Annotated in this window: 18 protein-coding genes; 12 read left to right on the forward strand and 6 right to left on the reverse strand. The window is 63.4% G+C overall.

What is annotated here, in order from left to right; genetic code table 11:
• The first annotated feature begins 18 nt into the window (after positions 1-18).
• From mnmA to ABIE62_RS13960, 3 genes are all read left to right on the forward strand, one after another.
• Positions 19-1,188 (forward strand): tRNA 2-thiouridine(34) synthase MnmA, encoded by a 1,170-nt coding sequence (mnmA, locus tag ABIE62_RS13950; protein WP_454184737.1) that lies wholly within the window; start codon positions 19-21, stop codon positions 1,186-1,188.
• A gap of 65 nt (positions 1,189-1,253) precedes the next feature.
• Entirely contained in the window at positions 1,254-2,303 is a 1,050-nt protein-coding gene (locus ABIE62_RS13955) for a diacylglycerol/lipid kinase family protein (protein WP_354326910.1), read from the forward strand.
• Positions 2,300-3,223 carry a hypothetical protein gene (locus tag ABIE62_RS13960; RefSeq protein ID WP_354326912.1) on the forward strand — a complete coding sequence of 308 codons (924 nt, stop codon included), beginning with the start codon at positions 2,300-2,302 and terminating at the stop codon, positions 3,221-3,223. The genes ABIE62_RS13955 and ABIE62_RS13960 overlap by 4 nt, the downstream gene beginning before the upstream one ends.
• Before the next feature lie 98 nt (positions 3,224-3,321).
• Here the strand turns inward: ABIE62_RS13960 and ABIE62_RS13965 are convergent, their stop codons facing one another.
• Complete coding sequence (locus ABIE62_RS13965; protein ID WP_354326914.1) at positions 3,322-3,879, reverse strand: DUF2141 domain-containing protein; 558 nt, start codon at positions 3,877-3,879, stop codon at positions 3,322-3,324.
• Between the two features lie 230 nt (positions 3,880-4,109).
• Between ABIE62_RS13965 and rpe the strand changes: the two genes are divergently transcribed.
• From rpe to dxs, 6 genes are all read left to right on the forward strand, one after another.
• Complete coding sequence (gene rpe, locus ABIE62_RS13970) at positions 4,110-4,772, forward strand: ribulose-phosphate 3-epimerase (RefSeq protein WP_354326915.1); 663 nt, start codon at positions 4,110-4,112, stop codon at positions 4,770-4,772.
• On the forward strand, positions 4,772-6,652 hold the full coding sequence (locus ABIE62_RS13975) for a heparinase II/III family protein (protein WP_454184742.1): 1,881 nt from the start codon (positions 4,772-4,774) through the stop codon (positions 6,650-6,652). Before rpe ends, ABIE62_RS13975 begins: the two co-directional genes overlap by 1 nt.
• A 10-nt stretch (positions 6,653-6,662) precedes the next feature.
• Complete coding sequence (gene purH, locus ABIE62_RS13980) at positions 6,663-8,264, forward strand: bifunctional phosphoribosylaminoimidazolecarboxamide formyltransferase/IMP cyclohydrolase (protein ID WP_354326919.1); 1,602 nt, start codon at positions 6,663-6,665, stop codon at positions 8,262-8,264.
• A 79-nt stretch (positions 8,265-8,343) separates the two neighbouring features.
• On the forward strand, positions 8,344-8,667 hold the full coding sequence (locus ABIE62_RS13985; protein ID WP_354326921.1) for a hypothetical protein: 324 nt from the start codon (positions 8,344-8,346) through the stop codon (positions 8,665-8,667).
• Positions 8,668-8,765: 98 nt separating this feature from the next.
• On the forward strand, positions 8,766-9,236 hold the full coding sequence (locus ABIE62_RS13990; protein WP_354326923.1) for a Fur family transcriptional regulator: 471 nt from the start codon (positions 8,766-8,768) through the stop codon (positions 9,234-9,236).
• A 69-nt stretch (positions 9,237-9,305) separates the two neighbouring features.
• Complete coding sequence (dxs, locus tag ABIE62_RS13995) at positions 9,306-11,270, forward strand: 1-deoxy-D-xylulose-5-phosphate synthase (RefSeq protein WP_354326925.1); 1,965 nt, start codon at positions 9,306-9,308, stop codon at positions 11,268-11,270.
• Between the two features lies 1 nt (position 11,271).
• On the opposite strand, the gene ABIE62_RS14000 is transcribed toward dxs, so the two are convergent.
• A complete protein-coding gene (locus ABIE62_RS14000) occupies positions 11,272-12,312 on the reverse strand; it encodes an MlaA family lipoprotein (protein WP_354326926.1) in 1,041 nt (346 codons plus the stop codon).
• 116 nt (positions 12,313-12,428) lie between these two features.
• On the opposite strand from ABIE62_RS14000, the gene ABIE62_RS14005 reads away from it, so the two are divergent.
• The gene (locus tag ABIE62_RS14005) at positions 12,429-13,226 is read left to right on the forward strand and encodes a crotonase/enoyl-CoA hydratase family protein (RefSeq protein WP_354326928.1); all 798 of its coding nucleotides are present in this window, start codon (positions 12,429-12,431) and stop codon (positions 13,224-13,226) included.
• Here ABIE62_RS14005 and ABIE62_RS14010 read toward each other — a convergent pair.
• From ABIE62_RS14010 to ABIE62_RS14025, 4 genes are all read right to left on the reverse strand, one after another.
• Complete coding sequence (locus ABIE62_RS14010; protein ID WP_354326930.1) at positions 13,213-13,896, reverse strand: NnrU family protein; 684 nt, start codon at positions 13,894-13,896, stop codon at positions 13,213-13,215. The two genes, ABIE62_RS14005 and ABIE62_RS14010, sit on opposite strands and share 14 nt — an antisense overlap.
• Positions 13,897-13,921: 25 nt before the next feature.
• The gene (locus ABIE62_RS14015; protein WP_354326932.1) at positions 13,922-15,268 is read right to left on the reverse strand and encodes an amidohydrolase family protein; all 1,347 of its coding nucleotides are present in this window, start codon (positions 15,266-15,268) and stop codon (positions 13,922-13,924) included.
• The gene (locus ABIE62_RS14020) at positions 15,265-16,701 is read right to left on the reverse strand and encodes an amidohydrolase (protein ID WP_354326934.1); all 1,437 of its coding nucleotides are present in this window, start codon (positions 16,699-16,701) and stop codon (positions 15,265-15,267) included. The genes ABIE62_RS14015 and ABIE62_RS14020 overlap by 4 nt, the downstream gene beginning before the upstream one ends.
• Before the next feature lie 91 nt (positions 16,702-16,792).
• Positions 16,793-18,565, reverse strand: a complete 1,773-nt coding sequence (locus tag ABIE62_RS14025; RefSeq protein WP_354326936.1) for a peptide MFS transporter — start codon at positions 18,563-18,565, stop codon at positions 16,793-16,795.
• 230 nt (positions 18,566-18,795) lie between these two features.
• Here ABIE62_RS14025 and ABIE62_RS14030 point away from each other — a divergent pair, with 230 nt between their 5' ends.
• Together ABIE62_RS14030 and ABIE62_RS14035 are read left to right on the forward strand one after the other, a co-directional pair.
• Complete coding sequence (locus ABIE62_RS14030; RefSeq protein WP_354326938.1) at positions 18,796-19,149, forward strand: GntR family transcriptional regulator; 354 nt, start codon at positions 18,796-18,798, stop codon at positions 19,147-19,149.
• 213 nt (positions 19,150-19,362) lie between these two features.
• Entirely contained in the window at positions 19,363-19,644 is a 282-nt protein-coding gene (locus ABIE62_RS14035) for an integration host factor subunit beta (protein WP_354326940.1), read from the forward strand.
• The last annotated feature ends 166 nt before the right edge of the window (positions 19,645-19,810 follow it).

Below are 19,810 nucleotides of genomic sequence, written 5' to 3' on the forward strand. Positions count from 1 at the left end.
ATATGGCCCGTCATCTCCATGATCATGCCCGCGCTCCTCGAAGCCGGCCCGCTGACCGGGCCTGATGCTGCCGCCCTGTTCGACCTGCCCCGCGCCGCCGCCGATTGCCGGATCGTTGTCGCGATGAGCGGCGGGGTCGATTCGTCGGTGGTCGCCGCGCTTGCCGCTGCCAGCGGGGCGGAAGTGATCGGAATTACGCTCCAGCTGTATGATTATGGCGCGGCCACCGGGCGCAAGGGCGCGTGCTGCGCAGGCGACGATATCCGCGATGCCCGCGCGGTGGCGGATCGACTTGGCATTGCGCATTACGTGTTCGACCATGAAAGCGCCTTTCGCGAAGAGGTGGTCGAACAATTCGCTGACGAATATCTCGCGGGGCGCACCCCGGTGCCTTGCATCCGCTGCAACATGGGGCCGAAATTCACCGACCTGTTCCGCATGGCGCGCGAATTGGGCGCGGATTGCCTTGCGACGGGGCATTATGTCCGTCGGGTGATGACCGCACAAGGCCCGCAACTGCACCGCGCCTTCGATCCGGCGCGCGACCAGTCGTATTTTCTTTATGGCACCACCGAAGCACAGCTCGATTACCTGCGCTTCCCCCTAGGCGGGATGCCCAAGCCGCAGGTGCGCGAACTCGCCGAAGCGGCAGGATTGCGCAACGCGGCCAAGCCTGACAGCCAGGACATCTGCTTTGTGCCCGATGGCAATTACGCCAAGATCGTCACCAAGGTGCGGCCCGAAGGCGCGGCGCCGGGAGCGATCGTCCACGCTGCCACCGGGGAGACCTTGGGGACGCACAAAGGCATCGTCCATTTCACCGTCGGCCAGCGCAAGGGGCTGGAGATCGGCGGCCAGCCCGAACCGCTTTATGTCATCGGGCTGGATGCAACAGCACGCGAAGTGCGCGTCGGGCCAAAGCGGATGTTGGCGGTCAATGCCGCACGGGTGACTGAAACCAACCGCATCGGGCCGCTGGGTGATGAACCACTGACGGCAAAAGTGCGTAGCCTCGCCAAACCGGTGCCGATCGTGCTTGATGGCTCACTGGGCGATGGCGGCGCGGTCACAATCCGCTTCGCCGCCCCCGAATATGGCGTCGCGCCGGGGCAGGCTGCCGTGATCTATGCCGGAGAGCGGGTAATCGGCGGCGGCTGGATCGATTCGACCGAGAAGGTTCCGGCCTGATTTTCGCAAAGTTCCGGGCAAAGATGGCAGTGGAAAATCGAGTACCCGACACGTATAGGGTAATCATGGCAACGCCGATCTACGAATTTGCGCACACCCCGCGAGCTGAATCTGCCTCCACCGCAAAGGCGCGCGCACTGCCGGTTCGCGATACGCGGCAGGCACCATCCGTTGGCGTGATCTACAACCCGCGCAGTTATCGCAACCAGGGCGCGGATTTCGATTGCGGCCTATGCCCCCACGTCCATATTGCCCAGCCCAGCGCCCGTGCGCAATTGCCCGAAGCGCTGGCTGAATTCGCAGCGCGCGGGATCGATTTGCTGGTAATCAACGGCGGCGATGGCACCGTGCGCGACGTGCTGACCTGCGGACAGGCGATTTTCGGGGACAATTGGCCTGCGATTGCGGTGCTGCCCAAAGGCAAAACCAATGCATTGACGGTCGATCTGGGCGTTCCCCATGACTGGACGTTGCAGGATGCGATTGATGCGCTTGATCATGGCAGCCACGCTTGGCGGCGCCCAATGATCGTATCCTCGAAGGAGGATGGCGGCAGGGCTGCCGATACACCGAAGGTTGCAGGCTTTATTCTGGGTGCCGGTTCGTTCACAAAAGCAATCCAGGCCGGGCAAGACGCGCATAAGCTGGGCGCGTTCAATAGCATGGTGGTGGCTGTCACGGGGTTGTGGGCGCTATTTCAATCGCTGTTTGCGAGCCGCAAAAACCCATGGCGCAAGGGTGCGCCAATGCGCATTGGTCTGGGTGCTGCCGAAGCGCCGATGGCGCATAGCGGGCATGGCGATCCGGAAATGCGGCAATTGCTGTTTGCCTCCACGCTTGAACGTCTTCCGGCTGGCATCCGCCCGTTCGGACCCTTGCGCAAGGGATTGAAACTGGTTGCGGTTGACCAGATTTCGCGGCGCGCCACGGCGTTGGTCCCGTTGGTCCTGATGGGCAAGCTGAGCCACGGGCTGCGTGAACGCGGCATCCACCAGATCACAGCAACCCAGTTCAGCCTGTCGATCGGTGATCAATTCATTATGGATGGCGAGGCTTTTCCCGCCGGCGATTACCTGGTCGAACAAGGGCCGGAGCTCGCTTTCGTCACGCCATGAATACCAACCCCGGCCCCTTGGCCGAACGGATCGCCGCCCGCCTTGCCACACCGGTCGATCCTGCGGTTGCAACCTTTGCCGAGGCGCTGGCGCAGCAGGCGGGCGCGCGGGCGGTGTTGTTCTATGGATCGAACCTCAGAACCGGCTCGCTTGACGGGGTGCTGGATTTCTACATCCTGCTGCCCGGCACGCAGGAAGCGGCGATCTGGCCGACGGTCAGCTATCACGAACGCGCGCATGACGGCGTTACGCTGCGCGCCAAGGTCGCAACCATGCGGCTGGCCACCTTCGCCCGCGCGGCCACTGGCGAGCTGACCGATACCACAATCTGGGCGCGTTTCGTTCAGCCGAGCGCCTTGGTCTGGACCGCAGACGATACCGCGCGCGGCGAAGTGATCGCCGCGATTGATGCCGCTTGCATCACGGCTGCGCGACTGGCTGCGGCGCTCGGCCCCAAAAGCGGCACGGCGGAAGAGTATTGGCGCGCCCTGTTCCGCGCCACCTACAAGGCTGAATTCCGGGTCGAAAAGCAGGGGCGGGAAAACGACATTCTCTCGGTCAACGCCGATCATTTCAGCGGCCTGCTCCCGCTGGCACTCAACGCTGCGGGAATCGCGACCGATCAACAGGGCGCAATCTTCACCCCGCGCCTTGCCCCAAATGAACGGCGCGCGATCCTGGGCTGGTGGAAACGGCGACGGCGGCTGGGCAAGCCGCTCAACTTTATCCGGCTGGTCAAGGCCAGCACAACCTTTGACGGCGCAGCGCGCTATGCCGCGTGGAAGATTGAACGCCATACCGGCATGGCAGTAGCGCTGACCCCGTTTCGCGAACGCTTCCCGCTGCTCGCCGCGCCGCAAGTGTTGTGGAATCTATGGCGGCATCGCTGCCGCCAGCGATCAATCCACGATCAAGCCTAGGGCGGACTGCGTTAAATCTGACGCAGGTCGTCCGCTCAAGCCTTTGTTGTCGCATCGTGAAAAGCTGAAAACCGGTTCCCGCTTTTCAGCACGATGCTCTAAAGGTATCTTATTGCAATCGCCATCCGGGTAACGCCCTCGCCCGCAGTAAAGCGCACCTTTTCCAGCGCAGGCGGTCGCGGGATGCCGAGGAACGTCGAGATCGTCGGATTGTTCGACATTCCCGCCCCATCGGTCGAAAAATCTGTTTTGCGATTGCCGTTGATATCGTGCTGGATCGCAATCGCATAATCGCCTGCCGATGGCAGCGGCACGCACACAGCGACGCCGCCTTCGTTCGGGGTGGCCTCAACCTTCATGATATAACGCTTGCTCTTCAGCCAGTCGTGTTTGTTGGCGGGATAGGTCCGCACGAACAGGTGGCCGGTTGACGATTTCATACCGCTCACCGTGATCCGCACCGCCGGGCCTTTGCCGGGCGCGCAAAGGCTCATGTCGTTGGGGCCGACGCGCGCATAGGTATGGGCCTGCGCGGCAAGCGGCGCGCTGACTCCGACGCCAGCCAGCGCCAACCCCGCCACCGCAATCGGCAACATCGTTCTGCCCACAATATGCGGCAGATCAGGCAGTCGATAAGGAAAAGCATAACCGGTCATGGGCGTCTCAATAAAATGGGAAGGGAGCAACTCACTAACAGCGGTTCGTCAACTGAGCAGTCAGTCGTTACATCTTTGTTGCAAGGCGCGCCTGAATTGGGGCTTAATTGATACGCGTTGCGGTTTTTGGGAAAGAAACACCACCGTGGAAAAGGTGTGATTTGCGCTTGTCCGTCGATTCGCGGCTCCCGTATGGCACATAATGCCTCAGAAAGGGCCTGCGCCGCGCCATGCCAGCACCATTGATCTCGCCTTCGATCCTTTCGGCCGATTTTGCACGGCTGGGCGAAGAGGTGCGCGCCGTGGACGCAGCAGGGGCGGACTGGATCCATATTGATGTGATGGACGGGCATTTCGTGCCCAACATCACCATCGGGCCGGACGTGGTCAAGGCGCTGCGCCCGCATACCGACAGGCCATTCGACGTGCATCTGATGATCGCCCCGGTCGATCCCTATCTTGAGGCATTCGCCAACGCCGGTGCGGATATTATCACCGTCCACCCCGAAGCGGGGCCGCATATCCACCGCACGCTGCAGGCGATCAAGGCGCTGGGTAAGAAAGCGGGTGTGGTGATCAACCCCGGTACCCCGGTCGAAGTGCTCGACAATCTGATGGACCTGGCTGACCTTGTTCTGGTGATGAGCGTCAACCCCGGTTTCGGTGGGCAGAGCTTCATCCCCTCGCAGCTCGACAAGATCGCGCGCATCCGCTCAATGATCACCCGTTCGGGCCGGACGATTCATCTTGAGGTCGATGGCGGGGTCAATGCCGAAACCGCGCGGATGTGCGTGGAGGCCGGGGCCGATGTGCTGGTCGCAGGCTCTGCCACGTTCAAGGGCGGGCCGGATCATTACGCCGCCAATATTGCCGCGCTCAAGGGAGGGCGATGATGGCGACGCTGCTGCGCACGCCCGCTGGCCGCCGCGCCGATGCGCTGGTTGAACGGGTGGCGGATAATCCGGTGCTGGGCCTGGCTAACGGGGCCGAGCCGGGGACGATCCAGCGCCCACAGCTTGCGCCCGAACCGCAGCCCGAAGAACCCTCGCGCGCGCTCGCGCTCAGTGACATGATCGCTGTGCAGGCCGGGCCGGGCGAGGCGCTGATCCGGCTGGCCTACCGCATCGGCGTGCCGGGACACGCGCTGGCCGCGCCGTTCCGCCGCCCGCCGCCGCTGCGCGTGCTGGCGACGGTGGAAAGCCCCAATCGCGGTGATCGCGCGGCGGGCACGGCGCTGCGCGCAGGACATTTCCTGATCCACGGCGCGCGCCTGCCGATTGCCAATCTCGATTTCGCACCCGCTGCGCGCCATGCGCCGGGGATAGAGCGGGCGCTGCACAGTTTCAGCTGGCTTTCCGACCTCGCTGCCAGCGCCCCGCGCGCCGATTGCATCGTGGTGGCCGAACGGATCACCACCCAATGGCTCCACGCCAATCGCGCACCGGGCAAGGGGCCAGCGTGGGAGGTTGAACACGCCGGGCTGCGGCTGGTCGCGTGGCTGGTGCATGCCCCGCTGGTGCTGGCGGGCCATGACAAGACGCTGAAATCGCGCCTGCTGTCCGCGATTGCCGAAACCGCCGCGTGGCTCGACAAGAAGGCTCCGCGCGCGGGCGCGGGCTTCGGACAGGTCGCCGGCTGGGCCGGGATCGTTGCCGCAGGGCTGCTGCTGCCTCACGGCAAGCCGCGGCGGCTGTTTGGCGAAGCGGGTCTGGTAAAAGCGCTTGGCGACATGGTGGGTGAAGATGGCGGCGTGCTGTCGCGCTGTCCGGCGGCGCAGCTGGACGCGATCCGGCTGCTGACCGACCTTCTCGCCTGTTACGAAGCGGTCGACGTCTCGCCGCCTCCCGCGCTCGATGTGATGCGTGAATTGCTGGTGCCGCCGCTGCTGGCCTTGCGGCACGGGGACGGCGCGCTTGGCAGTTGGCAGGGGCAAGGCGCAATTCCGGCCGACCGCGTGGCCGCCGTGATCGAAGCCTCGGGCATACGTACCCGCCCGCTGACCAACACCGCCAACTGGGGCTATCACCGCATCCGCGCGGGCGATACGCTGCTGCAATTCGACACTGCCCCGCCGCCGCGCTCACGCCATGCGCGGGTCGGCTGTGCTTCGACGCTGGCGTTTGAATTGTCGGATGGCCCGGCGCGGATTATCGTCAACTGCGGCGGCGCGGCGCTGGCAGGAGGGCAGGTGCCCGCGCGCATCGGGCAGGGGCTGCGCGCCACCGCTGCCTTTTCGACGCTGGTGCTCGACAATGCCAATTCGACCGCGGTGCTGCTCCACGGCCAGCTTGGCAAGGGCGTCGAAACGGTCGCGGTTGAGCGGCGGATGGTGGCGGGGCGCGGGCGTGAGGCGACCCGGATCGAAGCCGCGCATGATGGCTATGCCGCGCGCTTCGGCCTGACCCATCAGCGCATTCTCACCCTCAGCGGCGATGGCACCGAACTGGCGGGTGAGGATATCCTGATCCCCAGCGCCAAAAACGGCAAGCGCGGCAAGATCGCCTTTGCATTGCGGTTCCATCTCGGACGCGGGGTTGAGGTGCAGTTATCGGGCGACAAGCGCGGGGCGAGCCTGCTGCTGCCCGATGGACGCCTGTGGCAATTCCGCCTGCGCGGCGATAGGGCGGGCGCGGGCGCGATCACCCTCGCTGCCGAGGATAGCCTGTGGGTTGATGGCGATGGCCGCCCGCACGCCACCGAACAGCTGGTGATCGAAGGACTGGCATTGCGCAGCGGCGGGCAATTCTCGTGGCTGCTGAGGAAAACAGGGTAGATTTTCGACCATGACCAACAAGGCGATCAAGCGGGCGCTGCTGTCAGTGTCCGACAAGACGGGTTTGGCTGAACTGGGCACGGCATTGGCGGCGCGCGGCGTTGAACTGGTCAGCACCGGCGGCACTGCCAAGGCGCTGCGCGACGTAGGGCTTACCGTGCGCGACGTGTCCGACCTCACCGGCTTTCCCGAAATGATGGATGGGCGGGTCAAGACGCTCCACCCGGCTGTGCATGGCGGGCTGCTGGCGCTGCGCGACAATGGCGAACACGTCGCCGCGATGGAGGCGCATGGGATTGGCGAAATCGATCTGGTGGTGGTCAACCTCTACCCGTTCGAAGCGACAGTGGCCAAGGGCGCTGACCGGGCCGAGATCATCGAGAATATCGACATCGGCGGGCCTTCGATGGTGCGATCAGCCGCCAAGAACCACGGGTTTGTGACGATCCTGACCGATCCGGCGGATTACCCAGCGCTGCTGGAGGAATTGGCGGCGCACAATGGCGCGACGTCAGACGCATTCCGCATCCGCATGGCGGGCAAGGCCTATGCCCGCACCGCATCCTATGACGCAGCGATTGCCAATTGGTTCGCCTTCTCGCCCACCGCGAGCGACGAACCGACGCTGTTCCCTGCAACCCTGCCGCTCGCCTTCAAGCGCGCAGACACGCTGCGTTATGGCGAAAACCCGCACCAATCCGCCGCGATCTATGTCCCGCTAATGGTGGGCGCGCGCGGTGTGCCGCAGGCGGCGCAATTGCAGGGTAAGGAGCTCAGCTACAACAACCTCAACGACGCCGATGCCGCATTGGAACTGGCGGCGGAGTTTGCAGGCGGCGCGCCCGCTGTCGTTATCGTCAAACACGCCAACCCCTGCGGCGTGGCGCAAGGCGGCTCGCTGCTGGAGGCTTGGGAAGCGGCGCTGGCGTGTGACAGCGTTTCGGCATTTGGCGGGATTGTCGCGGTCAATACCGAGCTCGACGGCGCGACCGCCGAAGCGATTGCGGGGATATTCACTGAAGTGGTGATCGCTCCTTCTGTGAGCGCCGAGGCACGCGAAATCTTCGCCAGAAAGAAGAACCTGCGCCTGCTCGAATGCGGCACGTTGCCCGATCCCCGGCGCGGCGGGCTTGCGATGAAGACCATCGCAGGCGGGGTGCTGATCCAGTCGCGTGATGGCGGCGCGGTTTCGCTGGACGGTCTCAAGGTCGTCACCAAACGCGCACCCACCGATCAGGAATTGCAGGACTGTCTGTTCGCCTGGACGGTGGCGCGGCACGTCAAATCCAATGCCATCGTCTATGCCAAGGACGGCGCAACCGCCGGGATCGGTGCGGGCCAGATGAACCGCCGCGATTCGGCGCGGATCGCCGCGATCAAGGCGCAGGAAGCCGCCGAAACCCATGGTTGGCCCGCCCCTCGCACCATCGGCAGTGCGGTTGCATCCGACGCGTTCTTCCCCTTTGCCGACGGCTTGATTTCCGCTGCCGAGGCTGGCGCGACTGCGGTGATCCAGCCGGGCGGATCGATCCGCGATGACGAAGTGATCGCTGCCGCCGACGCCGCAGGCCTTGCGATGGTGTTCACCGGGATGCGGCATTTCCGGCATTGATTTGTTGCCCTACCGCTGCCCCTCTTGAGGGCGTTGCTTGCTTTGCGCTTCACCGCATACTGCGAGCGGTTCGGCTGATATGGGCGGCATCGTAACTTTTTCTCAGACCATTCGTAACCAAAACGGCTTTCCAACAGAATTACTTTATGAATCCTGTGTTCATCCCGGGGCAATTCAGCATCGGGCAGAGGCCGGGGCAACATTCATTCGAATCACGAGCTATCCCATGCGCCTGTTTGCTACCGACCTGTTTCGCAATTTTGCCATCGGCTTTGTCGGCGGTGCATTGCTGGTCGCCGGAGCCAATGCCGATAGCTGGGGCAGCAAGCTGTCCTCACCCGCGCAGGCCGCCGAAACGCTCAAAGCGCCCGCTCCCTCTGCCGAATTCGTGATCGCCCGCTAACGCGCTTTTCACCGATTATCGGACAGACTTTCACCGCAACGCCATCTGATCGCCCGAACCGCTTGGCGAAAGCTGTCCGCATCGCCTATATCCGGCCTATGGGACAGCACGCCATCAGCCATTCGCACCATGAACACAGCGGTCACGACCTGATCGCCGAGGCTGCACGCGCTCTGACGGCGGCGGGCGAACAGTGGACATCGATGCGCGAGGCAGTGTTTGCCGAACTCGCCCGGCACGAACGCCCGGTCTCAGCCTACGACATTGCCGACAATCTCTCCGCCGCGCGCGGCAAGCGGGTGGCGCCCAACAGCGTCTATCGCATTCTTGACGTGTTCGTGGCGAACAACCTCGCGATGCGGGTGGAAAGCGCCAACGCCTACCTCGCCAATACCCATCCCGGCTGCGCGCATGATTGCATATTTCTGGTATGCGATGAATGCGGGGAAGCCGCCCATGTCGATGACGAGGATGTCAGCCGCGCAGTGCGCGCCATTGCCGCCGCGCGCCAGTTCACGGCGCAGCGCGCGGTGCTGGAAATTCGCGGGCTGTGCAAAGCCTGCGCCTGATCGGCGCGCATTGACCTCGATCAAGCGTTCAATCGACAGGCCCCAATTCGAAGTGTAAGGCCTTGGGCTATGACGCAACTGCCGCACACACCCCCAAACACCCCACTGCTGGATCTGGTCGACACTCCCGACGATCTGCGCCGCCTGAAGCCCGATCAACTTCGCCAACTCGCCGATGAACTGCGCAGCGAGATGATCGATGCGGTCAGCACCTCGGGCGGGCATTTGGGATCGGGGCTGGGCGTGGTCGAACTGACCGTGGCGATCCACTATGTGTTCAACACCCCGGATGACAAGCTGGTGTGGGACGTGGGCCACCAATGCTACCCGCATAAGATCATCACCGGGCGGCGTGACCGTATCCGCACGCTGCGGCAGGGCGGCGGGCTGAGCGGTTTTACCAAGCGCAGCGAGAGCGAATATGACCCGTTCGGAGCGGCGCATTCCTCCACCTCGATTTCTGCGGCGCTGGGGTTTGCCATCGCCAACAAGCTGAAAGGCCGGCCGGGACGCGGCATCGCGGTAATCGGCGATGGTTCGATGAGCGCGGGCATGGCCTATGAAGCGATGAACAACGCCGCACAGGCAGGCAATCGGCTGGTGGTGATCCTCAACGATAATGACATGTCGATTGCGCCGCCGGTAGGCGGGCTTTCGGCCTATCTGGCGCGGATGGTGTCATCATCCGAATATCTCGGCCTCCGCAGCTTGGCTTCCCGCGTGATCCAGAAGATGAGCCGCCGGATGCACGACACCATCGGCAAGGCGGAGGAATTCACCCGCGGCATGGTGACCGGCGGGACTTTGTTCGAAGAACTGGGCTTTTACTATGTCGGCCCGATTGACGGGCACAATCTCGATCACCTGCTCCCGGTGCTGGAAAACGTGCGCGACACATCGGAAGGCCCGGTGCTGATCCACGTCGTCACCGAAAAGGGCAAGGGCTACGCACCGGCCGAAAACAGCGCTGACAAGTATCACGGCGTTCCCAAGTTCAACGTCATCACCGGCGAAAAGAGCAAGAGTGCAGCAGGCCCGCCCGCCTATCAGGACGTGTTCGGCCTGACGCTGGCGAAGCTGGCTGAAACTGACGACCGCATCTGCGCGATCACCGCCGCCATGCCTTCGGGCACCGGGGTGGACAAATTTGCCAAGGCGCACCCGACCCGCACGTTTGATGTCGGCATTGCCGAACAGCACGCCGTGACCTTTGCGGCGGGTCTGGCGGCAGAAGGAATGCGGCCCTTCGCGGCGATTTATTCCACCTTCCTCCAGCGCGCCTATGATCAGGTGGTGCACGATGTGTGCATCCAGAATCTGCCGGTGCGCTTTGCGATTGACCGCGCCGGGCTGGTCGGCGCGGACGGGGCAACCCATGCCGGATCGTTCGACGTGACCTATCTTGCCACCCTGCCCAACATGGTGGTGATGGCCGCCGCTGACGAGGCCGAGCTGGTGCACATGACCTACACCGCCGCCGAATATGACGATGGCCCCATCGCCTTCCGTTACCCGCGCGGCAATGGCACCGGGGTGCCGCTGCCAGACGTTCCGGTGAAGCTGGAAATCGGCAAGGGCCGGCTGGTGCGAGAGGGCACCAAGGTCGCGATACTCTCATTGGGCGCGCGCTTGGCCGAGGCGCTGAAAGCCGCCGACGTGCTGGAGGCCAAGGGGCTTTCCACCACGGTCGCCGATATGCGCTTTGCCAAGCCGCTGGATCACGATCTGATCGCCCGCTTGATGCGCACCCACGAAGTTGTGGTGACGGTGGAAGAAGGATCAATCGGCGGGTTGGGCGCGCATGTCCTGACCTTTGCCAGCGATGAAGGCCTGACCGATGGCGACAGCGGCAACGGCGCGCTGAAAGTGCGCACGCTGCGCCTGCCCGATAGTTTCATCGATCATAATGATCCCGCCAAGCAATATGATCAGGCGGGCCTTAACGCGCCGCAGATTGTCGATGCGGTGCTGAAGGCGCTAAAGCACAACAGCGCCGGGATCACCGCCGATTCTGCCGAGGGCGCGCGGGCGTGACCTAACGTCCGGCGGGCGCGGTGCTGGCGGTGATTTGCACGCGTTCGGTCAGCGTGGGGTTACTCTGCGGGGCCGTGTTATTGGTGATTTCAGGGGCGTTTTCGGGTGCAGTTTCGGGGTTTGCCTCCAGCTCCGGCTCGGTTTGCAATTCAAGTTCCGGCTCGGGTTCAGGGATCACTTCACCCTTCAGCGCCGCGATTTCGCGTTCGCGCCGGGCAAGGTAGGTATCGCGCCGCATTCCGTAAGGATCCTCGGACTCGCGGATTTCCGCCAGCTCGGCATCGAATTCAAGCCGCGAATCCAGACCGTTGACCACGAAATAGGTCGCCGCGAATTCGATCTTGCTGAACGGCTTGCCAACCACAAACGGCAGCAGCGCCTGATCCAGCAGGCCGCCCGCCGTGTCGCGCACCGTCGTCGCGCCGGTGATCGGCAGATAGAGATACGGCCCCGACCCACCCCCGTAATAGCCAAAAGTATTGGCGAACCCATTGCGGCGATAAGGCAGGCCGATGCCGGGCTTGCCAGCAATATCAATCAGCCCGCCTAATCCGAAGGTTGAATTGATCGCCAGCCGCCCAAGCGTTTCAAACGCCTTGCCAACCTTGCCTTGCAGCAGGAAATTGAGCGCATTGCTCGGCTCGGCAAGATTGCGCACGACGTTGCCCAACCCATCGCGGATTGGCTCGGGCAAGCCATCGCGATAGGCATAGGCCAGCGGTTCAACCAGCGCCTGATCAACCGCCTGCGTGATGCGATAGCTTTCAGCATTGAACCGCTCGACCGGGTCGTTTGCAGGCGGGCCATAGGTGCCTTCGATGATGATTTCATTGCCCTGCGCATCATCATCCTGTTCCTCGCTTGGCGCCGTGGCGGGGTCAGCATCGGCAGGCGGGGCACTATCCTGCACAGCTGCCAGACTCCACATGATCGGGGTCACGGGCAGGTATGTTTGGGGCGGCGTCGCGGGCACCGGCCCGGCCGCTGACAGAGCAGCGCCAAACAACGCAGGTGGTGCGGAAATCAGCAAAAGGCCCGGCATTATAACTCTCCGCTTTCCCTTTGCGCATAGGCGATGGGCATCATGACACTTGTTGCTCTTTATCCACCCTCGCTATACCTCCGCTTAACCGTCTATCGCATTTGTGCAAGGTTTCCATGTCGCTGATCCAGATCACCCGCGAAGGCCCCGTCACCATTCTCACGCTCAACCGGGCGGAAACGATGAACCCGCTCGGCGCGCCGGGCGACGGGGATGCGTTTGTGGCGGTCGTCAATGCGATCAACCGCGATATGGAATGCCGGGTGGTAATCCTGACCGGCGCAGGGCGGGCGTTCAGCGCAGGCGGCGATATCAAGGCGATGCAGAACAAGGCGGGCACGTTTGGCGGCACCGCGCCCGCGATCTCGGACGGCTATCGCGATAATATCCACCTGATGCTGCGCGCGCTCTATGGCATCCGCGTGCCGGTAATCGCGGCGGTCAATGGCCCGGCGATCGGGCTGGGCTGCGATGTCGCCTGCCTCGCCGATATCCGCATTGCTTCCGAAAGCGCGAAGTTCGGGGTGACGTTCCTCAAACTCGGCATCATCCCCGGCGATGGCGGCACCTGGATTCTTCCCCGCGTGATCGGGATGAGCCGCGCGGCGGAACTGTTCTACACCGGCGACGTGATCGACGCGGCAACGGCGAAGGATTGGGGGCTGGTCAGCCGGGTGGTCGCAGCCGATGCGCTGATGGATGAAGCCCGCGCGCTCGCCGCCAAAATCGCCGCGCTACCCCCGCACGCGCTGCGCCAGACCAAGAACCTGCTGCGTCAGGGACAGCAGATCAGCTATGATTCTGCGCTGGAAATGGCGGCGAACACGCAGGCGATGATGCACACCACCGCCGACCATGCCGAAGGCGTCTCCGCGCTGATCGAAAAACGCGGCGCGGTGTTTACGGGAGAGTAATCAGGCGCCACAGCCCCGCCGGGATGCCTGCGACGTAGAAATGCAGCCAGCTGGCGATCAGCCACAACACAACGCCCCCGACCAGCGGCACCGCGCCGACCGACAAAAACTTGCCCCAGCGCGGCCAGTAACTGGTCCTTTGTTCCCACGTCGCCCAGGCATCGCCCATCAGCGCCCGTTTCTTGGCGTCCTGCAAATGCGCGCCGACCAGCGCGAGCACGCCCATCGCCAGCGCGGTGATCAGCGTGCGGGTGCTCCACCACAGCACGATGTGTGAGAGCGCCCACAACGCGATACCCCACATCATCGGATGGCGGGTGACGAGGAACACGCCCCGAGGCTCAGCGCGCGCTTGCGTTTGCGCCATCGGGGTCGGCAGCGCGGGGTTGCCGATCAGTGAACCGGCCAGCAGGATCATCGCGGGCAGGGTCAGCAACGTGGCAATGATCCAACCGATCTCGCCCGAACGCGGCAGGTCGGTAGGCGGCGCGGCTTTGAACGCGATATAGACCCACGCCAGCGTCGCAAAGCTCACCAGCGAATAGACGATCTGAAAGCCTCCCACGCCCAAGGCCTTCACAAGCGTGCTGCGCAGCGGATGCGACATGGTAAAATGCGTGCCGACAAAGGCGATATTCGCCGCGATCAGCGCAACAAGTGATCCGTCCATGCGTGCATCCTCCGTTAGGTCTCGCCTACCAGTCGTAAGCCTTGGGCCGCGCACTTTCATCAAGGTTGCGGTAGCGGTCGCGCAAGCCGGTCTGGTGGTTTTCAAGGTTTTGTTCGACCCCGCCGATGAACACCCGCGTCGGCACAGAGCCGACTTCGAGCGGATCACCATCCCACATTACCACATCGCCCAGCGCGCCTGCTTTCAGCACACCTGCCTTGCCGCCCATGCCGCTGATATCGGCGGGGACAGAGCTGATCGCGGCAAAGGCCTTGCCCCAATCCATGCCCGTCGCGCCGGGCATCCGGGTCAGCGCGACCAGATTGCCTGCCACCTGCTGCAAACGGCGCGGATCCTGCATGGTTGACGCATTGATCGCCACCTTCACCCCGGCGCGCGCCAGCCGCCCGGCATTGCTTTGGGTGGCACCCAATTGTTCAAAGGTTTCGGGCAGGTCGGTCAGCCCATCGGCGATCACCGGCACGCCCGCTGCGGCGATGGCATCGGCCACCAGCCACCCTTCGTTCGCGCCGACCAGCACCATATCAAGCCTTGGGTATTGCGATTTGAGCCCCAGCACAGCGCGAATATCCGCCGCCCGTTCTACCGCGACATAGAGTTTCTGCCGCCCCGTCACCACCGGCACCAGCGCCTCGGCATCGAAGCGGGTGAGCAGCACGTCATCATCCTTGGTGATTTCGGTGGTCTGCGGAATCCCGGACTTGCCGACCAGTGCCTGCGCTTCGCGCAACGCCGCGCTCAGCAAGGCGTAGGCCGCAACCCGGCTGCCGCCTGCGCGCTGCGCCCCGCCTTCGCCCAGATTGATCATCTGGAACGCGCGCGCCTGCATCACCGGGTTGGCATCGCCGTCCAGATCGATGATCGCGCCCTGCCCGGCAAAGATCGATCCGGCGGGCATGGTGGTGGTGGCCGCGCGGGTGATCCCGGCAGCGCGGTGGACAAGGATGTGCTGCGAAGCCGGATTGATCGCGGTGGAGGTATCCAATGCCGCACTGAACGGGGTGCCGCGCGCGGAAATATCGTTCGATTCGCTCACCGCCGAAACATCCGACAGGCCCAGCGATGTGACCGTGGCGAACAGGCCGGGTGTCACCCATGCTCCGCCCGCATCAACACTTGCCCCACCCGTGGGCGCGCCGCTGGCAGGCCCGGCATAGACCACGCTGCCGCCGCGCACGACCACGGTGCCGCCGTCAATCGGCGCGCCGCCATCGCCAATTACGACGCGGGCGTTGGTGATGGTAACATCCTGCGCGCTGGCCTTGTAGCCGACGAAGGCTCCGGCAAGCCCAAGCGCAATTCCCAAAGCGCCGAGCGGTCGCAGGCGCCGCGTTTTTGCTGCGCCGTTCATTTCACATCTCCTTCGCCGGGCTGGCCCAGTTCAAAATCGCTGACGGGCCGCATCTTGGGGTTGGTCGCATCAAACATCAGCGCGCCGTCGATCCAGACCTTTTCGGGCCTTGAATACACACTCAGCGGATCGCCGTTCCACAGCACCACATCGGCCATCTTGCCGACTTCGAGGCTGCCGGTCATGTCTTCGATCCCCATCGCCTTGGCGGCGTTATAGGTGATCCACTGGATCGCGGTCGCATCGGGAATGTCGATGCCGAGCCTGAGGCCCGCCGCCTGCGCCTTGGCAGCCTCCTGATTCAATCGCTGAATATCGTTCTTGTCATCCGAATGGATCACCACGCAGGCGCCTTCGCGTTGCAGGAAGGCCGCGTTTTCGAGAATGCCGTCATAGCTTTCCATCTTGAAGCCATACCAATCGGCCCAGATCGCGCTGCACACATCGTTTTCACGCAGCAGATCGCCGATCTTGTAGGCTTCAACCGCGTGGTGGAAGGCGCTGACTTTGTATCCCATTTCCTTGGCCATATCCAAAACCAGCGCCATTTCATCGGCGCGGTAGCAATGGTTGTGGATCAGGATATCGCCCTTGAGCACGCCGACCAGCGTTTCCTTGCCGAGATCGCGTTTGGCCTTAGGGTCATTGGCGTAATCGATCGCATCGAGCCAGGTGTCGCGGTTGACCGCGAAATTGCCCATCCGGGTCGAAGGCATCCGCCCACGGCTGCCATAAACACGCTTGGGATTCTCCCCGCAGGCCATTTTCATGCCGTAAGGCGCGCCGGGGAACTTCATCCCCTGCACCGTGCGCGCGGCGACGTTTTTCAGCGTGACCGAACGCCCACCCATCAGGTTGGCCGAGCCGGGCAGGATTTGCAGCGCCGTGATCCCGCCATTGGCGAGCGCGCGGGTAAAGCCGGGGTCTTGCGGCCAGACCGAATGTTCGGCCCAGACCTCGGGCGTGGTCGGGCTGGTCGCCTCGTTCCCGTCCGAATGCGCGTTGACGCTGGGCGAGGGATAATCGCCAAGGTGCGAGTGGATGTCGATGATGCCGGGGGTGACGAATTTGCCACTGCCATCAAACACCGCAATATCCGCCGGGATCGGGGTGTCCGGCCCGCCGACCGAGGTGATCTTGCCCCCGCTCATGAACACCACGCCGTTCTCGATTGTGCCGCCTTTGCCGTCATAGATGGTCGCGCCGCGGATCGCAGTGGCGATGTTGGGGTAGGGCTTATAGGTCGAGAGGAATACGCCGTCGGATTCAACCTTGGCGGCGAATTTCTTGTCGTCCGCCTTGGTGCTGGCAACATCGCCCCCGCCAGCGTTCCCGCCAGCATTCCCGGTTGTGGCGCAGGCGCTGAGCGCAAGCGCGCTGGCGAGAGTGGCAAATGCGCCGATGCGCGCACGCAGATTTTGTCTTGAGATCATCGAAAACCCTTCCGTTTCCCCGGCGCGAAGTGTGCCGAGGAAACGAAGGGTTGTCCATGCCGCTGGACGAGTTTTCGTGCGAACCCTGCGACTATTCAGCCGGACGGGTCGCGGGGTGGATCCCGGCTGCGGCAGCTTCGCCCAGTTCGGCTTCGCCTGCCAGACCATCATCCTTGAGCGTGTCGAGGTGCATCAGCTTCTTGATCAGCGGGCTGATCACAATCACGCCAACACCAACGGCAATCGCCAGCCAGCCGATCTGATTGTAAACGTCGAGCACGACCTGCTTGCCCGCACCCTCGCCCGACGCTGCTTCGGAACCTGTTGCAGCCGCGATCAGGCCCGCGACAAAATTGCCGGTGGCCGAAGCGAAGAACCACGTCCCCATGATCAGCGACGCCATGTGGGCAGGGGCAAGGCGGTTCATTGCCGACAGGCCCACCGGCGAAAGGCACAATTCGCCGGTCGTATGCAGCAGATAGATCAGGAAGATGAAGATGACCGGGGTCATGTTACCGGTCGCAGCGCCTGCCACCAGCACCAGGAAACCAGCACCAAGCTGCATCAAGGCCAAACCGAACTTGGCCGGGGTCGAAGGTTCAAGCCCACGGCGGCCCAGCGACGTCCACAGCCACGCGAAGAACGGCGCAAGCAGCACGATATAGATCGCGTTGATCGACTGGAACATTGAAGCCGGCACGTCGAAACCCAGCATCGAGCGATCAACATGGCGGTCGGTGAACAGGTTGAGCGATGACCCCGCCTGTTCGAACAAGGCCCAGAACAGAATCGAACCGAGGATGAGGAACATCGCGGCAAAGATGCGGTCACGGTCCTGATTGCGGTTGATGATTGACTGCCAGATGACCACCAGCAGCGACACTCCGAAACCAGCCAGCGTCAGATTGAGCGCACCTGTTTCGGATATGCTGCCAAGGAACATCCCGATGAAGGCGACAATCGCCAGCAGTCCGCCCAGCCCGAAAATCGCGAGCGGCAGTGTCGGCGAGGCAGCGTAGGAGCCGTGCACGAAGCGGAAGGTCGCCTCACCCAGCACATAGAGGATCAGGATCGTGCCGCCCACGCCGAGCAAGGTGCCAACCACGGCCTGATTCTGCACCAGCCACCAACACGTGATCACCGCGATCAGGCCAACTGCATAAAGCAGCCATTCGAGCTTGATGCCCATCACCGACCCGGCGAGCTTTGCCGGATCGCTCGGTTCACCGCGCCCCAGCAGGAGCGGTTTGAAAATCGTGAACACGATCAGGCCAAGCAACATGCCAAAGCCGGCCGCGCCAAAGCCGTAGGCCCAGCCATAGGTCTCACCCAGATATCCGCACAAAATCGATCCCAGTGCAGCGCCGAGGTTAATCCCCATGTAGAAGATCGTATAGGCACCATCGCGGCGCACGTCGGTGCGCGGGTACAGTTGCCCAACGATCACCGAAATGTTGGCCTTGAGAAAGCCGGAACCGACGATGATGAAGGCAAGCGCCAGCCAGAAAATATTGAGGCTGGCCGCATCCTGTCCGCCACTGCCTTCAAAGCCCATGAGAAAGTGGCCGAAAGTCAGCAGAATTGCGCCGAATGTGACCGCCTTGCGCTGGCCAAGATACTTGTCCGCCAGATAACCGCCCAGCACCGGAGTGATATACACCAGCGCGGTATATGCGCCGTAGATCACCCCCGCCTGGCTATCGTCAAACAACCAGTGCTTGGTCAGGTAGAAGATCAGCAGTGCGCGCATCCCGTAATAGGAAAAGCGCTCCCACATCTCGGCGAAGAACAGGACGAACAGACCCTTGGGGTGGCCGAGAAAAGTCCCGGCGCTGTCCCCGTGCGGAAGCTCTTGCGTTGCCATTTATGCAGATATCCCTTTTGCGCGCCCCTCCGGCGCGATCCCATGGGGACGCAACCTAGCGTATCATTTGCGCGTGTGAAGCTTTTGTTGCGCGTGATTGTTCAGGATGTGCTTTGGCACGACGTAGACCGCCCCCGCCACCCCCTTGCCGCCGCCCCCACCACCCCCTCGCCTTGACCGCGTGGCTGTATTATGGCACTGATGCACCTCGTAAGGGACAGCCCATCACCATGAACGCCAACCGCCCAAGCGCCAACCGGCCCGTCTATCTCAAGCTGCGCGATCAGATTGCCGCGGCGATTATCGACGGCGAATATCCGGAAGGCGCGATGCTGCCATCGGTGCGCGCGCTCGCGGCGGAGCAGGGGGCCAATCCGCTGACCGTGGCCAAAGCCTATCAGCAGTTCCAGAATGATGGCTTGGTCGAAGTGCAACGCGGGGTTGGCATGTATGTGGTGCGCGGTGCCGCAGAACGCCTGCGCGCGGCCGATCGCGAAGCTTTCCTGCGCGAGGAATGGCCCGAAATCCGTGCCAGGATGGAACGGCTCGGCCTCAACCCCGCCGATATGATGCTGGCCGACTGAATTATTCGCCTGCTGACACGCGTGGAAGTTGCGCGTTTTCCCGATTTATGACAATCTGTTCATTGTCAGACGTTGCGGGATTGCATCCGGCTGCGCGCTGCGATTAATGGGGGCGCCTTACGGGTCGGAGGCGAGTTGAGGGAAACCGCGGGGTCAAACCCGCTTACGGTGTGATATGGCGGCCAGACCGCCCATGGGCACCGGGAGATCACCATGATCAGATCCGAGTTGTTGCAGGCATTACACAAAGACAATCCCGAACTGCGCGCCGACGAAGTCGAGCAGGTGGTGGATATCTTCTTTGACGAGATCGCTCAGCGATTGGCCGAGGGAGGTCGAGTCGAATTGCGCGGTTTTGGCGCGTTTTCGACGCGCGAACGCGAAGCGCGCAGCGGGCGCAACCCGCGCACCGGTGAAACGGTGCCCGTGCCGTCCAAGCGTGTGCCCTATTTCAAGGCCGGCAAGGAAATCCGCGAGCGCTTGAACAAAGCGTAAGCGCTGCACGGAAAGCGGTAACGGAGTCGCGGGGGGGGGGGGGGGGGGGGGGGGGGGGGGGGGGGGGGGCGCCCCCCCCCCCCCCCCCCCCCGCCCCACACACACAAAAAACACCCCCCCCCCCCCCCCCCCCCCCCCCCCGCGCGCGCGCCGGGGCCGCCCGGGG

This window comes from Porphyrobacter sp. MBR-155, assembly GCF_040547625.1.
Classification (GTDB): domain Bacteria; phylum Pseudomonadota; class Alphaproteobacteria; order Sphingomonadales; family Sphingomonadaceae; genus Erythrobacter.